This window comes from Shewanella sp. ECSMB14102 (assembly GCF_000813075.1).
Classification (GTDB): domain Bacteria; phylum Pseudomonadota; class Gammaproteobacteria; order Enterobacterales; family Shewanellaceae; genus Shewanella; species Shewanella indica.
In genome coordinates this window covers 1-13,927 of sequence record NZ_JWGX01000046.1, presented here as the reverse complement: position 1 = coordinate 13,927, position 13,927 = coordinate 1, and the positions used below count along the sequence as shown (strand labels likewise).

Below are 13,927 nucleotides of genomic sequence, written 5' to 3'. Positions count from 1 at the left end.
TTGAAGCGTTTGCTAAAGACACTGTTGTTGCTCTCTGTCTTGCTTGGGCTGATGTTGGCCGTTCAGGCCGGCTGGTTTGAGCATCTCACCGACAGCAACTGGGTTGCCAACTTTATTCAGCGCCAAGGGAGTGGTGGACTGGCGTTACTGTTTGCTGTGGGCACCCTGTTTACTGCCGTGGGGGGGCCGAGACAGATCATTGCCTTTGTTTTCGGCTTCGCGCTTGGGGGGGCTGTTGGCGCCCTGTTTTCTACCTTTGCCGCCTTGGCGGGTTGCCTTCTCAGCTTTTACTGTGCCCGTTTGACGGTACGCGAATTCTTGCAAAAACGTTTTGGTATACGGCTGCAACGTTTTGAACGGATGATCATCCATCGCACCTGGCTCAAAGTATTAATGATTAGGCTGTTACCTGTGGGCAGCAACCTGTTGACCAATCTTTTCGCCGGGGCAACCCGGGTTCCTGTCGGCGGTTTTTTGCTTGGCAGTTTCATTGGTTATTTACCGCAGATGCTGATCTTTGCCTATGCCGGGGCCGGCTTGGGCTTGTCTGATCAGTATCAACTCGGCATCAGCCTGGTGCTCTTGCTGCTTTCCAGCTTTATAGGAACTTACCTTTACCGCAATCGCCTGAGTCGTCAGGTGGATGATTTGGTCACAGAAAAACAGGAGCTTTGATGAATTGGCTGCGTAGCTACTTTGGCAGTGATAGTTACACCAGGGTGTTTTGGGCATTGTTCTGGCTGACCTTGTTTATTATGTTGCTGGGAATTGGATTCCGCTCTCCCTGGCCTGCTGACGAACCCAGATTTGTCGAAGTTGCCAGAGAAATGGTCAGTAGCGGTCAGTGGTTGTTTCCCAGTCGCGGCGGCGAATTTTATCCTGATAAACCGCCGGTTTTCATGTGGGCCATAGCACTTTGCTACGCCTTGATTGGTGACCTCAAGCTGGCTTTCTTGCTGCCCAATGCCCTGTGTGGTTTGTTGACAGTGATGCTGGTCTACGATCTGGGCGCCAGACTTTGGAATGTTCGCACCGGGCGCAATGCTGCTCTGCTGCTGCTATTGGTGCCGCAATTTTTGATGCAGGCCAAGAATGCTCAGATAGATGCCATGGTGATGTGTTGGATTACTTTAGGGTGTTATGGCCTCTTGCGCCATTTCCTCAAAGGGCCGAGTTGGGGCTGGTATTTCGCCGCCTGGGGCTTTATGGGGTTGGGGGTTATCACCAAGGGGGTTGGCTTTCTGCCTCTGCTGTTGCTGTTGCCGTTGGCATTTTACAGCTGGCAACGAGGCTTATGGCGAGAGAGCTGGCGCTGGCGGGCGCTATTGGGGCCGGTCGCCATGTTGGCCGTAATTGCGCTCTGGTTGGTTCCCATGATACTGACGGTTCAAGCATCCGCGAGCCCGGATCACCTGGCTTACATGAACAATATTTTGTTTAAGCAAACGGGTGAACGTTACGTCAACGCCTGGGATCATATCAAACCTTGGTATTTCTTTGTTTTCAGTGTCATTCCTTGGCTCTGGTTCCCTCTGCCTTTATTGGCATTGGCTTACGGAAAGCGCCTCTGGGCGGCCATTAAGGCAGACCCAGGCATTGCCGTCTTGCTGTTATGGGTCTTGTTGGTGGTGGTGTTTTTCAGTATCAGCCCAGGTAAGCGCAATCTCTATATTTTACCGGCACTGCCGATGGCCGCGCTGGCCATTGCGGCTGCATTGCAGGGAGCACAGTTGTGTCTGTGGTTTGAGCGTTTGGTGTCCGCCCTGTTGTGGTTGTTGGGGGGCTTGCTGCTGACTCTTGGGGTGCTGGCATTGCTGAATCATCCCAAGTTGCTTGAGAGGTTGGCGGACTATACCGATGATCTCACAGGTATCGGCTACCTGTTTATGGTGCTGGGTTCTTCCTGGCTAATTTTGATTTGGTGGCTAAGGAAGCAGCCTTCGCTGTTCAGGGCCGGCGCTGTAACTATTCTAGGATGGCTCCTGGTCAGCACCTGGGGTTATCTGTTGCTCGATGAAATACGTACTCCCAAGGCTTTGATGCAACATACTGCCGAGGTGATAGGTGAGGAAGCTGAGCTTGGATTAATCCGCTTCAAGGAGCAGTTTATTCTGTTTTCTCCCATAAGTATTACCCATTTTAGCTATCTGGCATCCACCGCCGAGCAGGAGCGCCGGGCCTGGCAGTGGCTGCAACAAGGTAAACAACGCTATCTCCTGGTTCCCGGTTGGGTAACCCTTGAATGCTTTGATTTGAGTAAGGGGCAGAATATGGGCTCGGCCCACAGGCAAGATTGGTATTTACTGTCGGCATCGGCGAGTCTGCCCGAATGTCAGTCGCCCAAGACTATGGTCAGTTACTACACCCCGCATCCGGGGCAGTGGATGCGGGAATAGCCTTGGGTCAGCGCGTCTGGCACAGGCTGCAAAACACTGTGCTGCGCTGTCCCAGGCGTATTTCGGATAATAGATGGCCACATTGGGTGCAGGTTTCCCCACCGCGGCCATAGACATGCAGCTTTTGGGCAAAGTAACCCGGTTTACCTTCGGCATTGGTGAAATCTTTCAGTGTGGTGCCGCCCTGTTTGATGGCCTGGGCCAGGATCAGCTTTATCTCGGCGACCAGCACTGTCAGCCGCTCTTTATCCACTTTACCGGCATCGGCCTGCGGGTGGATCCCGGCGGCAAACAGGGCTTCGTTGGCATAGATATTACCGACACCCACCACAATGGCATTGTCCATCAGACAAAGTTTTATCGCCTTCTTCTTGCCCTTGAGTGCCGCGTGCAGTTGCTCGACATTAAAGGCATCCGTTAAGGGTTCGGGGCCCAGTTTGGCCAGCAGTGGATGAGCCGTTTCCGGCAACTCGCACCAGAGCCAGGCACCGAATCTGCGCGGATCGTTGAACCTCAGCACCCGGCCGTTTTCCAGCTCCAAATCTATATGGTCGTGTTTCTCCGCCGGTGTGCTACGGGGCAAAATCCGCAGGCTGCCGGACATCCCCAGATGCACTATGCAGGTACCGGCATCTGTATCCAGCAGCAGGTATTTGGCGCGGCGGCGCACGGCTCTGATGGTCTGTCCTATGATATTGCGGGCCGTTTCCGGTACCGGCCAACGCAGCGAAGGATTCCGAACGATAAGGTTACTGACGGTCTGATCAACAAGATACGGCGTAACCCCGAGGCGGGTCACTTCCACTTCCGGCAATTCTGGCATAAGGCTCTCTGCTCTATCAGCTTGTGGATACACTCAGCAGAGGTACAACACCACTTCTGAGGCTGGGGGGAATAAGATACCAGTTCCCGGCGGCAGATTTAAGCAGTCCCTGATGGGGATAGAACAGCCAAAGTTGTGGCTCGGCAGCGCCGCTGACTTTCAGCAGCAACTCTTGTGGCCGCTCATCTTGGGTGAGTTCAGGCTTGCTGGCCAATGGTGATACCCGAATACTGAGCCAGGCTTGACTCCAGTCGGCGCAATTGAGCACCTTGGGGTCACACTGCCATTGGCCAGTGGCGGCCTGTGCCAACCAGATCCCGTCCAGTTGCAGCTGTTGCAGTTCAGTATGGCTGTCAAACAGATCGCGGGTATCGGGCACCGAGTTCATGCGTTTATCCAGCAAGGTCAGTACCGACACCATCAAAATGGAGGCCAGAATAATGATGTTATTCCACTGTTTGCGGGTCAGTGCCATGGGCAAAAATAGTTTGATTGAGGTCGAATCGCCAGTGTAGCACGGTGGCAGGTATCAGCCACCCGTGCTGTTCATAAACCTCAGGATCTGCACCTGATTGGGATCGTCGAAGTGATGCTCCTTGGGCTTGCGCTGAATCGCCTCGAAGATAGCTTGCTTCAACACGTCTATGTCACCTGGATGGCTGCGGATGAGCTGCTTCAGATCCAGCGAGTGTTCATTCCCCAGGCACAGCAGCAAGCGGCCTTCGGCCGTGACTCTGACCCGGTTGCACTCATGGCAAAAGTTATGGCTGTGGGGTGAAATAAAACCTATATGGATAGGGCTGTCGGCCATGCTGTAGTAACGTGCCGGGCCGCCGGTACGCTTGGATGACAGGCTCAAGGGCCAGCGTTGATTGATAATTTCCCTGACATCACTGCTGCTCATGTGTCTTGGCAGAGAACGCTCCTCCATCACACCCAGAGGCATCTCTTCGATAAAGGCGATATCCAGCTGCTTTTGACGGCAATACTCCAGCAGATCGATAATTTCGTTTTCGTTGCGTCCCTTGAGGATCACGGCGTTGATCTTGATCCTGTCAAAGCCGGCTGCCTTGGCGGCATCTATGCCCTTGAGCACTCGCTCCAGCTTGCCGTTGCGGGTCAGGGTGGTGAAGAGTTCGCTCTTTAGGGTGTCCAGGCTGATATTGAGGCGGTTCAAGCCGGCGGCTTTCAGCGCCGGAGCCAGTTTGGCCAGCCTGGAGCCGTTGCTGGTCATGGAAAGATCTTTGAGCCCAGGTAATGCCGCGAGCTGCGCCACCAAACGGTCGCAATCGCTGCGTACCAAGGGTTCGCCGCCGGTGAGGCGTATCTTGCTGACGCCAAGCTCGGTAAAGGCGCGGCCGATAAAAGCCAGTTCCTCCAGGCTCAATACCTGTTCCCGCGCTAGAAAACAGGGATCTTCACTCATGCAATAGATGCAGCGAAAATCACACCTGTCGGTAATGGAGAGGCGCAGATACTCTATTTTGCGGCCAAAGCCGTCACTTAGGCTGTTCAAGGGCAGCCTCAGAGCAGGTCTGCAAACGGGTGTACATAGACGGTTTCACCCGCCTCTATGCGTTCATCGGCCTCACCGATAATCACCAAGCAGTTGGCCTTGACCATGGAGCTGAGCATGCCTGAGCCCTGGGCACCGGTCGTGCGTACGTGCAATTGGCCGTCATCTCCCAGGGTCATGATGCCGCGGCTAAACTCGGTGCGGCCGCTGCGGCTGCGCATGGCTTCATCGGCAATCGCCGGCAATAGTCTTGGTTGCCCGCTTGGTTCACCGGCCAGTTTACGCAATGCAGGTTGAACAAACATCAGGAAAGAGACCATCACGGCCACAGGGTTGCCGGGCAAGCCGAAGAACAATGTTTGGTCTATCTTACCGAATGCCAATGGGCGTCCCGGGCGCATATTGATACGCCAGAAGTTGATTTCTCCCAGCTTGGCCAGCACTGTCTTGATATAATCGGCATTGCCGACAGACACCCCGCCCGAGCTGATGATCACATCGGCCTGAGTCGCCGCCTGGCTCAATGTTTGGCTTAGAACCGCTTCTGAGTCTTCGATGATCCCCAAGTCCAGCACTTCACAGCCCAGACGCTTGGCCATCGCCTTGATGGTATAGCGGTTGGAGTCGTAGATGCAGTTGGCCTTGAGCTCAGTGCCGGGTTGGCTGACTTCATCGCCGGTGGAGAATACGGCAATTCTGGGGCGGCGTTTGAGGGGCATCTCAAACAGTCCCAGCGAAGCCAGTAGGCCTTGCTCGGCAGCGCCCAAACGTGTACCACCACTTAGGGCAACGGCGCCTTGGGCTATATCTTCACCCGCCAGACGCACGTGCTGGCCGCGGTAGATTTTGCCACTGAAGCTGACCTTGCCATCAGTTTCAGTGGCAAGCTCTCTGGGTTGAATGGTATCTGCACCCAAAGGAACCGGCGCACCTGTCATAATTCGTACCGCTTCACCCGGCTGCAACTGGCCAGAATATTGATGACCGGCCAGCACTTCTCCTTTCAGCTCAAAGGGTTGTGACATGTTGTCTTGAAACGCGAAGGCGTAACCATCCATTGCCGAGTTGGTCTGCTGTGGCACATTCACAGGTGATATTGCATCCTGGGCCAGAATACGGTTGTCGGCCTCATCGAGCGTCAACAGCTCTGTCTCTGTGACGGGTTTGACTTGCTCCAGGATATGGTCAATGCCTTGACGTACCGACAGATTCTGTTCACTGCCGAGCTCACAGGCGCTTAAGGGCAGGGCTCTTGCTGAAGAGGGCTTGGATTCGGGGCGATAATCGCGAACATACTGCTGCACAAAGTCAGCGATTTGCGCCACATTGTTGAGATCCAGGCGGCGGATCTCCCCTGGCAGCTTGGTTTCGTCACAGCAGGCTATTGCGAGGATATTGGGATCCTCGGTATGGATAAAGGGTTTGCCGTGGGCGGCTCGGTGTAATTCAATCTTGGGCAGCGCCAGTTTCTTGAAGCCTTCCACCAACACCAGATCGGCCTTGTCCTGTTCCAGCTGGCCGAGTAGATGCAGCAGATCCGGATCTCTGTCCAGCGGATCTTCTGTCATCAAGGCCCAACGTACATGGGAGGCCACCAACATCTGTCTGGCACCGGCTTTGCGCATCTCATAGCTGTCTTTACCCGGCTCATCGATATCAAAGTTGTGATGGGCATGTTTGATCACTGCCAGTCTCAAACCACGACGATTCAGTTCAGGGATCAACTGCTTCAGCAGTGTGGTCTTGCCTGTGCCGCTATAGGCACAGAAGCCCAACACGGGAATGGACAGGGGATTGGTAAAGACAGTGCTCATAGAAACCTCTTAAGCTTGGGATATTTCCGCCGCGAGTTGTTGTTTTTGTTCGTTGGTGTTGACGTTAATAAAGGCGTTGGGTTGATCGGCGAATGATTCAACCACTACCGGGTGCTCACTGTACCAGAGATCAATACGGCGCCTGCCTGAATCGAGAAACGCCTGCATCGAATCCCTCACCGTCGGTTTGAGCAGCATAACCACTGGCTGCTCCCGCTCGCCGTCGGATGCCACGGCGAGATCCGCTTCTGATGCCAATAGTTTTTGCGCCATGCGCTCAACCAGGTCTTTGGGCAGCAAAGGGCAGTCGCAGGGCACCACTAACAGCAGATCGGCGTCTGTTTTGTCCAGGGCGCTGATCATCCCTGCCAACGGCCCGGGATAGCCCTGTTCCAGGTCGGCAATGACTGGAAAACCGAACTCAGCATAACGTGTTTGATTGCGGTTGGCGTTGATCAGGATCTGATTCACCTGAGGTTTTACCCTGTCGATAACATGGGCAATCATGGGACGCCCCAGCAGATCTACCAGTCCTTTGTCTTCTCCGCCCATACGCCTGGCCATGCCTCCGGCGAGTATTACCGCATCAATGCGCTGCGACATAGTTCTCCTCCTGCAGTTCTTCCGTGGCCAGTCTCAAATTGGCTGAGGTTGTCAGTTGTTGTGATTCTATATGCCAATGTTGGTGACAAAGTGCGGTCAGCTCTGAGTGCTGGTGGCTACTGATCAGCAGCCCAGTACCTTGTTGCTTTAATTCGGCAATCATAGCAAAAACGGTTTGCTGCGATGCCCTGTCCATATTGGATATGGGCTCATCGAGCATGAGTAACTTGGGTTTCAACAGCCAGGCTCTGGCCAGTGCCAGCCGTTGCCGTTCGCCGCCGGATAACGTTGAGGCGTTAGTCTTGAGCAGTTTCCCCAATTGGGCATTTTCTATCGCGCTTTGCATCCTAGTGCGCTGCTCGGCTTTATCCAGGCTGCTGTATTTCTGCGCCAGTTGCAGATTGTAGCTGACACTGCCTTCAAATAGGTATGGGTGCTGATGCAGGTAAATAGCCTTGCCGAGCAAGGTATCACCTCGCCACCAGGGCGCAGCTGGAAATCCTTGGGTATAGATGGTACCGGCGCTGGGCTTGAGTAAGCCGGCCAGCAGCTTCATCAGAGTGGTTTTACCGCAGCCATTGTCACCTTGCAGATAGATGACTTCGCCCTGGCAAAACTCCAGTTGCCGGGCGCGAAATAACAGGCGTTCACCAAAACGCATCTCAAGATCTTGGGCTATCAGCTTTATCATCAAGCGTCCTAATGACTTCTGGGATTGGCCCTGCCGCGCAGAGTACCCAGAGCAAAATTCAGTATCAGTGCCAGCACCAGCAGCACCAAGCCAAGGGCTATGGCCTGGGCGAAGTCCCCTTTACTGGTTTCCAGCGAAATCGCGGTGGGTATGTTACGGGTAACATGGGCTATATTGCCACCAACCATCATGGAACAGCCGACTTCGGTAATGATACGGGAAAACGCGGCGATAATCGCCAGTAACAGCGGTACTCTCAGCTCGCGGCAAACCACCCAGATAGCCGAGCTCCAACTGGCACCCAGGGTGCGGCTGGTTTCCCAGGCGCGGCGGTCGACACTGGTGAAGGCGGCATGGCTCATGGCTATCAGTACCGGGGCGCAGATCATCATCTGCCCGAGGATCATCCCCTTTTGGGTAAAGAGCCAGCGCAGGTCGCCCAGGGCACCGTTACGGGTCAGTAGTAGATAAGCCAACAGGCCAACCACCACAGTGGGAATGGATTGCAGGGTTTGCACCAGGTTGGTTACCAGCCAGCGACCGGGAAACTGAACAAACGCCAGGGCGAACCCCAGTATCATGGACGGCAGCAAGGTGATCAGCAGTGCCGCGAAAGATACCGAGAAAGAGACGGAGATAATAGACCAGACTTCGGGGTCTCTGGAAAACAGCAGGCCGAGGGCCTGCTGTATAAGGGCTAACCAGCCTTCACTCATTTGCCGTAAGTTGCCTTGAACAGTTGTTCACCTTGAACTTTATAGCTGTTGATCATGCTTTGTGCTTCTTTGCTAATCAACCAATCACTGAAGGCACGTGCACCTTTGTGATTCAGATCAGGGTATTTGGCAGGGTTGATCAGGATAACCTGATAAGGGTTGGCCAGAGTGGCGCCGCCGTCGAAGTCGATACTCAGGTCCAGTTTGGCTTTGTAAGCCACGAAAGTACCACGGTCAGACAGGGTGTAACCTTGCAGTTCATTAGCCATCAGCAGGGTTTTACCCATGCCTTGACCTACAGAAGTATAGCCTTTGAAGTCTGGAGTCACGTTGGCGGCTTTCCAGATCAACAGTTCTTTCTTGTGAGTACCTGAGTCATCACCACGGGATACGAAAGGTACGCCTGACTTGGCGATTTTGGCGAAGGCTTCTTCGGCATTCTTGCTGTCACGAGCCTTGGCAGGGTCGTTCTTTGGGCCTAGGACAACAAAGTCGTTTTCCATGATACCGCGAGGTTCAACACCGAAACCGTCGGCAACGAACTTGGCTTCTGCGCCAGGAGCGTGAGTCATCACCAGATCCACGTCACCTTGGGTACCCAGTTTCAGGGCTTTACCTGTACCTGTGGCGATCACCTGTACCTTGTAACCTGATTCAGATTCGAATTTTGGCAGCAGGTAACCCAGCAGACCTGAGTTTTCAGTACTTGTGGTGGTGGCCAGCTTGATGGTTTCCTGAGCGGAAGCCGGGGCAGAGATCATCAGGCCTGCCGCAATGGCAAGACCCAGCAGTTGTTTCAAGTTCAACATTATTGCTCCTTGGCATGATTTTATAAGTGTGCCGAACCCATAAGCCAGCGGGCCACGGCCTTGTACTCGCACCCAATAAAGCAATTTGGGTGCCAAAGATGAATGTCAGCTATAAACCGATATTGAGGGATCCAATATGTGAACTGGATCCCAAGCTTGGTAAATAAGTGTCAGACAAATTGTCCCAATCGGCTTTTTCGCTGGTTCATAGTGACCAATTTTTACCGTATCAATGATAGAATCTATTTCAATTGAGTCAAAATGTCCTGAAGCCGACAATATGAGCCAGATAGAAAAGCCACTTAAGTCTAAGCCAATGCCTTCTGCCGTGTCCGTGTTGATCGTCGACGACGAGCCCGGTATGCGCAGTTTCCTCAACAAAGCGCTGGCAAAGAAATTTGCCCTGGTAGAAACCGCCGCCAGCATAGAAGAAGCTGAACAACTGCGAAGCCGTTGTCACTTCGATCTGCTGATTGTGGATATACGTCTGCCCGGCCGCTCAGGTATTGAGTGGCGTGAGGCGCTGGATGATCAAGAGCGGCGTTCCGACATCATCTTTATGACGGGCTATGCCGATATGGAAGTGGCTATTCAGGCACTTAGGGCCGGCGCTTCCGACTTCATCATGAAGCCCTTTCATCTTGAGCAGATGATGAAGGCGGTCGATCGCTGCATCGAGCGGCGCTTATTGAAGCGGGAAAACCTGATGCTGCGCCGGGAAGTGTCCAGCGGCTACTCCTCCACCATCATAGGCAACAGTGATGCCATGATGGAGGTCAAGCGGGTGATTGAGCGAGTGGCACCGACCAATGCCGTAGTGCTTATCGAAGGCGAGTCCGGCACGGGCAAGGAGCTGGTGGCCAGGCAACTTCACCTGCTCAGTGGTCGTCAGGGCCCCTTTGTACCGGTTAACTGCGGCGCCATTGCCCCAGAGTTGCTGGAAAGTGAACTCTTTGGTCATACTGCAGGTTCCTTTACCGGCGCCAAGGGCAATAGGGAAGGCTTATTTAGTTTTGCCTCCGGCGGCACCATCTTCCTCGATGAGATCGGGGAAATGCCGCTGAAAATGCAGACGGCCTTACTGCGGGTGCTGGAACAAAAAGCGATTCGTCCGGTTGGCAGCGAGAAAGAAGTCAATATTGATGTTCGGGTGATAGCGGCAACCAACCGTAAACTGGCCGAAGAGGTTGAAGCCGGGCATTTTCGCCGCGATCTCTTTTACCGTCTCAATGTGCTCGACATAGTGATCCCGCCATTGCGGGAAAGGCCGGATGATGTGGTGGAATTGACCCATCATTTTACCCGTCAGTTGGCCGCAGAGCTCGGGGTGAAAGAGGTGGTCTGGAGCCATGAGGACCTGCTCAAACTGCAGCAACATCAGTGGCCGGGGAATATCCGCGAATTGCGTAACATGATAGAGCGCTGCATTCTGCTCGGTAAGCCACCGGCGGAATACTGGAAAGAACAGCCCAAGGCCGAACTGAATGCTCAGCCTGGCTATCCCCACGACTGGGCGCTCAAGGATGTGGAGAAAGACCATGTCACCGCCGTCGTTGACTCCCACGGAGGCAACAAGTCGGCGGCAGCCCGGGTGCTGGGAGTGTCTCGCAAGACACTGGATCGTAAATACAAAGAGTGGTTTGACTGCGAGTCGGAGGTCTGAGCTTGTCACTGTTCAAACGGCTCTTTGGCCTGAGCTGGCAGCAGCTACAGGCAAAGGTGCGTTATCGCATTCTGATCCTGACTCTGTTGCCCATCTTGCTGACACTGGTGAGCCTGGTGTTTATCACCATTTACTGGAACATCAGCTATACAGGCAAACAGCTGTTTATGAAGGTCAAAGCAGACCTGACCGTGGCCAATAACACCTTGGATGCCGTGCAGGAGCGCCAGGAAAAACAGCTGGAACATGTGATGCAGTCCTTCGATTTCCAGACCCACTTTCGCTCGATACTCGAAGGTAAACAGCTGAAGCAGAAAGAGCTCAATGTTTTTCTGGATCAGCAACGCAAAGCATTGGATCTCGATTTTTTGCGTCTGGTTAGAATCGCCGATGCGGCGGCCGATCCGGACTTGCGGCAGATGCTGCCCTTGGTTCAGGGACAAAGCGCCTATTCCGGGTTGATGGTACTCTCCAGCTCGCGGCTGGCGCGAATCGATCCCGAGTTGGCCGAACGTGCCAAGATCCCGGTGAAAATGACCTTGAGGGCACAAAATCCCGATAGGGAAGTTGAAGAGCGGGGCATGCTCAGCCGCAGCCTGCTGCCGGTAGCCGATGAAAACGGCAAGATCGGCTGGTATCTGGATGGTGGGATCCTGTTTAATCGCAACACTCGCATCGTCGATCATATTCGCGATCTGGTCTATGACAAGGGCACACTGCCGGAACGTTCCATAGGCACTGTGACCATCTTCCTCGACAATATCCGCATCAGCACCAATGTGCCTCTGCATTTCTTCCCCAAAGAAGATGAGAATCGCGGCCGGGCATTGGGCACACTGGTGTCGGAGGAGGTACGTCAGCAGGTGTTGGTCAAAGGCCAACTCTGGGTTGATAGAGCCTTTGTTTACAACGACTGGTTTATCTCGGCCTATGCGCCGTTGACCGATATCCGCGGTCAACGGATAGGCATGATCTATTCCGGGTTTTCCGAGTCGCCTTTTATCCACAACTATCTTCTTAATATCATAGAGTTGGGCACCATTTTGATGTTGGTGTTGCTGGTTTCCGGACTCTTGGTTTATCGCGGCGCTTACAGTTTATTGCAACCGATTGAACGAATTCATCAAGTGGTTAAGGCGGTGCAGTCCGGGCGTAACCTGCGTATCGGCGAGCTGGGACTGGACAGAGACAATGAGCTGGCCAACCTGGCAGAGCAGTTTGACCGTATGCTCGATTTGTTGCAGCGCCGCAATGCGCAAATTCAAGCGGCAGCCGAGCAATTGGAGATGAAGGTCGAGGAACGTACCCGTAGCCTGCAGGAAAAAACCGAAGAGTTGCAGCGCAACGTACAATTGCTGAACGAAACCCGTCAGCAGTTGGTGACCAATGAAAAACTGACCGCCCTCGGGGAATTGACCGCTGGGATTGCCCATGAGATCAATAACCCTACCGCCGTAATCCTCGGTAATATGGAACTGCTGCGGGTGGAGCTTGGTGACAACGCTGAGGTCGTTGAGGAGGAAATAGACCTCATCATCCAGCAGGTAGGCCGTATTAGTACAATTATTCGCAGCTTGCTGCAGTACAGTCGTCCCGGTGAATTCAATGCGCCGCTGGAGATGCATCAAATCACACCTATTATTGAAGAGATGCAGCTGCTGGTGCGTCACTCATTGGGTAAGCAGGAAGTGGTGTTGTTGCCTGAGCTGAACGCCAGTTATCCGGTGCAGGTGAATCGTCCACAATTACTGCAGGTGTTGATCAATCTGGTGGTCAACGCCGCTCATGCTATGGATGGCAAGGGGCGGATCTGGATCCGCACCTATGATTGGGTGGAACAGGATGAACCTGTGGGGATCAAGATAGAGATTGAAGATGAAGGTTCAGGGATCCCGCAGGAGCAATTGAGCCGGATATTCGATCCCTTCTATACCACCCGTAAGGATGGTACCGGGCTGGGCTTGTCGTTGAGCTACGGTATTATCAAGCGTATAGGCGGCACCATAGAGGTCAGTTCGACTCTGGGTAAGGGGACGCAGTTTACTGTCAGTATTTATCATATAGCTAAAGAGGATCAGTCAGGCCCCTATGATGGTCTGCTGTTCGGGTAGGTTATAGGCTTGGCGTGCAAACAAAAAAAGAGCCGGGTAATTAACCCGGCCACAAAGAGTGTGTGAGCAATGTCGTGCTTTGCAAACTCAGGAACACCATAACTCTCAGCGGGTAATGCAGGCCTAAAGCTAAGGATGAGTTTTGGAACGCGAGTTAACAATAATCATTCTCATTTATGTTTGCAACTGTTTTTTTGCCCTTTCTAGATAAAATCTTTCCGGCCTAATTGTTCTCATCTTGGGTGTTTATCAAAAATATTTGATTAGTAAGTGGTTTTTTGATGCGTTTGAATCTAAATCACTGGTCGAAAACCATTGGCAGTTTTGCTGCTAAATCCAGATTGCGGCCCCTTTCTTGGTGCCTGATTCTCCCAATATTGGTTTGTAGAGAGGGGCATCAAACGTTTGAATAGCAGTGAGAGGGAGAAATAGTTAGTGGGGATAAGGGGCATAAAGCTTAGACAATAACAATCAGCCAAAAAAAAGGTTCATCGCGGATCTCCGGGGAACGCCTCTCTGACTTTCAGAAAGAAGTATTCGGTATCCCGGTAGCCATAGCCCATTCGCTTCAGCAGTTTGATTTTGTTGTTCATCCCTTCCAGTCGGCAGGTGTGCAACGGATGAACCGCTGAAGCAACTATGCCATGAAGATAGTTTTTAAGACGCTGGCCAAATTGGAGTAACGGCCTGATACCACTCTCTCTGACTTGTTGCCACCAAAGGTTCCATTGAGCCGTGGCTTCGGCTTCATCTGTGCAGTACCACATCTCCTTGAGTTGCTCCCT

General features: G+C 53.2%; 13 protein-coding genes. 4 read left to right on the top strand and 9 right to left on the bottom strand.

What is annotated here, in order from left to right; genetic code table 11:
- Together RC73_RS15000 and RC73_RS14995 are read left to right on the top strand one after the other, a co-directional pair.
- Positions 1–675: a TVP38/TMEM64 family protein gene (locus RC73_RS15000; protein ID WP_039035405.1), complete on the top strand. Its 675-nt coding sequence runs from the start codon at positions 1–3 to the stop codon at positions 673–675.
- Complete coding sequence (locus RC73_RS14995) at positions 675–2,396, top strand: ArnT family glycosyltransferase (RefSeq protein ID WP_039035404.1); 1,722 nt, start codon at positions 675–677, stop codon at positions 2,394–2,396. Before RC73_RS15000 ends, RC73_RS14995 begins: the two co-directional genes overlap by 1 nt.
- Before the next feature lie 7 nt (positions 2,397–2,403).
- Here RC73_RS14995 and mutM read toward each other — a convergent pair whose 3' ends face one another.
- Genes mutM through RC73_RS14955 form a run of 8 tightly spaced genes read right to left on the bottom strand, consistent with a single transcriptional unit; the run spans position 2,404 to position 9,368 of the window.
- On the bottom strand, positions 2,404–3,219 hold the full coding sequence (gene mutM, locus RC73_RS14990) for a bifunctional DNA-formamidopyrimidine glycosylase/DNA-(apurinic or apyrimidinic site) lyase (RefSeq protein WP_039035403.1): 816 nt from the start codon (positions 3,217–3,219) through the stop codon (positions 2,404–2,406).
- 16 nt (positions 3,220–3,235) lie between these two features.
- On the bottom strand, positions 3,236–3,694 hold the full coding sequence (locus tag RC73_RS14985; RefSeq protein WP_039035402.1) for a hypothetical protein: 459 nt from the start codon (positions 3,692–3,694) through the stop codon (positions 3,236–3,238).
- Positions 3,695–3,748: 54 nt separating this feature from the next.
- Complete coding sequence (moaA, locus tag RC73_RS14980; protein ID WP_039035401.1) at positions 3,749–4,735, bottom strand: GTP 3',8-cyclase MoaA; 987 nt, start codon at positions 4,733–4,735, stop codon at positions 3,749–3,751.
- Positions 4,736–4,743: 8 nt separating this feature from the next.
- Positions 4,744–6,549, bottom strand: coding sequence for a bifunctional molybdopterin-guanine dinucleotide biosynthesis adaptor protein MobB/molybdopterin molybdotransferase MoeA (locus RC73_RS14975; protein WP_039035400.1), 1,806 nt, complete (start codon positions 6,547–6,549; stop codon positions 4,744–4,746).
- 9 nt (positions 6,550–6,558) lie between these two features.
- Positions 6,559–7,152, bottom strand: coding sequence for a molybdenum cofactor guanylyltransferase MobA (gene mobA, locus RC73_RS14970; protein WP_039035399.1), 594 nt, complete (start codon positions 7,150–7,152; stop codon positions 6,559–6,561).
- Positions 7,136–7,843 (bottom strand): ABC transporter ATP-binding protein, encoded by a 708-nt coding sequence (locus RC73_RS14965; RefSeq protein WP_039035398.1) that lies wholly within the window; start codon positions 7,841–7,843, stop codon positions 7,136–7,138. Before RC73_RS14965 ends, mobA begins: the two co-directional genes overlap by 17 nt.
- Before the next feature lie 8 nt (positions 7,844–7,851).
- Positions 7,852–8,559, bottom strand: coding sequence for an ABC transporter permease (locus tag RC73_RS14960; RefSeq protein ID WP_039035397.1), 708 nt, complete (start codon positions 8,557–8,559; stop codon positions 7,852–7,854).
- Positions 8,556–9,368: a substrate-binding domain-containing protein gene (locus tag RC73_RS14955; RefSeq protein WP_039035396.1), complete on the bottom strand. Its 813-nt coding sequence runs from the start codon at positions 9,366–9,368 to the stop codon at positions 8,556–8,558. Before RC73_RS14955 ends, RC73_RS14960 begins: the two co-directional genes overlap by 4 nt.
- 280 nt (positions 9,369–9,648) lie before the next feature.
- Between RC73_RS14955 and RC73_RS14950 the strand changes: the two genes are divergently transcribed.
- Both RC73_RS14950 and RC73_RS14945 read left to right on the top strand, forming a co-directional pair.
- Complete coding sequence (locus RC73_RS14950) at positions 9,649–11,031, top strand: sigma-54-dependent transcriptional regulator (RefSeq protein WP_039035395.1); 1,383 nt, start codon at positions 9,649–9,651, stop codon at positions 11,029–11,031.
- A 2-nt stretch (positions 11,032–11,033) separates the two neighbouring features.
- Complete coding sequence (locus tag RC73_RS14945) at positions 11,034–13,142, top strand: sensor histidine kinase (protein WP_039035394.1); 2,109 nt, start codon at positions 11,034–11,036, stop codon at positions 13,140–13,142.
- A gap of 488 nt (positions 13,143–13,630) precedes the next feature.
- On the opposite strand, the gene RC73_RS14940 is transcribed toward RC73_RS14945, so the two are convergent.
- The coding region (locus RC73_RS14940) for a transposase (RefSeq protein ID WP_039035393.1) at positions 13,631–13,927 on the bottom strand (297 nt) is incomplete at its 5' end.

Bases quoted from the DNA above. Each gene is read 5' to 3' on its own strand.
- RC73_RS14995 (WP_039035404.1), top strand. From the start codon at position 675: ATGAATTGGCTGCGTAGCTACTTTGGCAGTGATAGTTACACCAGGGTG.
- RC73_RS14950 (WP_039035395.1), top strand. From the start codon at position 9,649: ATGAGCCAGATAGAAAAGCCACTTAAGTCTAAGCCAATGCCTTCTGCC.
- mutM (WP_039035403.1), bottom strand. From the start codon at position 3,219: ATGCCAGAATTGCCGGAAGTGGAAGTGACCCGCCTCGGGGTTACGCCG.
- RC73_RS14985 (WP_039035402.1), bottom strand. From the start codon at position 3,694: ATGGCACTGACCCGCAAACAGTGGAATAACATCATTATTCTGGCCTCC.
- RC73_RS14965 (WP_039035398.1), bottom strand. From the start codon at position 7,843: ATGATAAAGCTGATAGCCCAAGATCTTGAGATGCGTTTTGGTGAACGC.
- RC73_RS14960 (WP_039035397.1), bottom strand. From the start codon at position 8,559: ATGAGTGAAGGCTGGTTAGCCCTTATACAGCAGGCCCTCGGCCTGCTG.
- RC73_RS14955 (WP_039035396.1), bottom strand. From the start codon at position 9,368: ATGTTGAACTTGAAACAACTGCTGGGTCTTGCCATTGCGGCAGGCCTG.
- RC73_RS14975 (WP_039035400.1), bottom strand. From the start codon at position 6,549: ATGAGCACTGTCTTTACCAATCCCCTGTCCATTCCCGTGTTGGGCTTC.
- mobA (WP_039035399.1), bottom strand. From the start codon at position 7,152: ATGTCGCAGCGCATTGATGCGGTAATACTCGCCGGAGGCATGGCCAGG.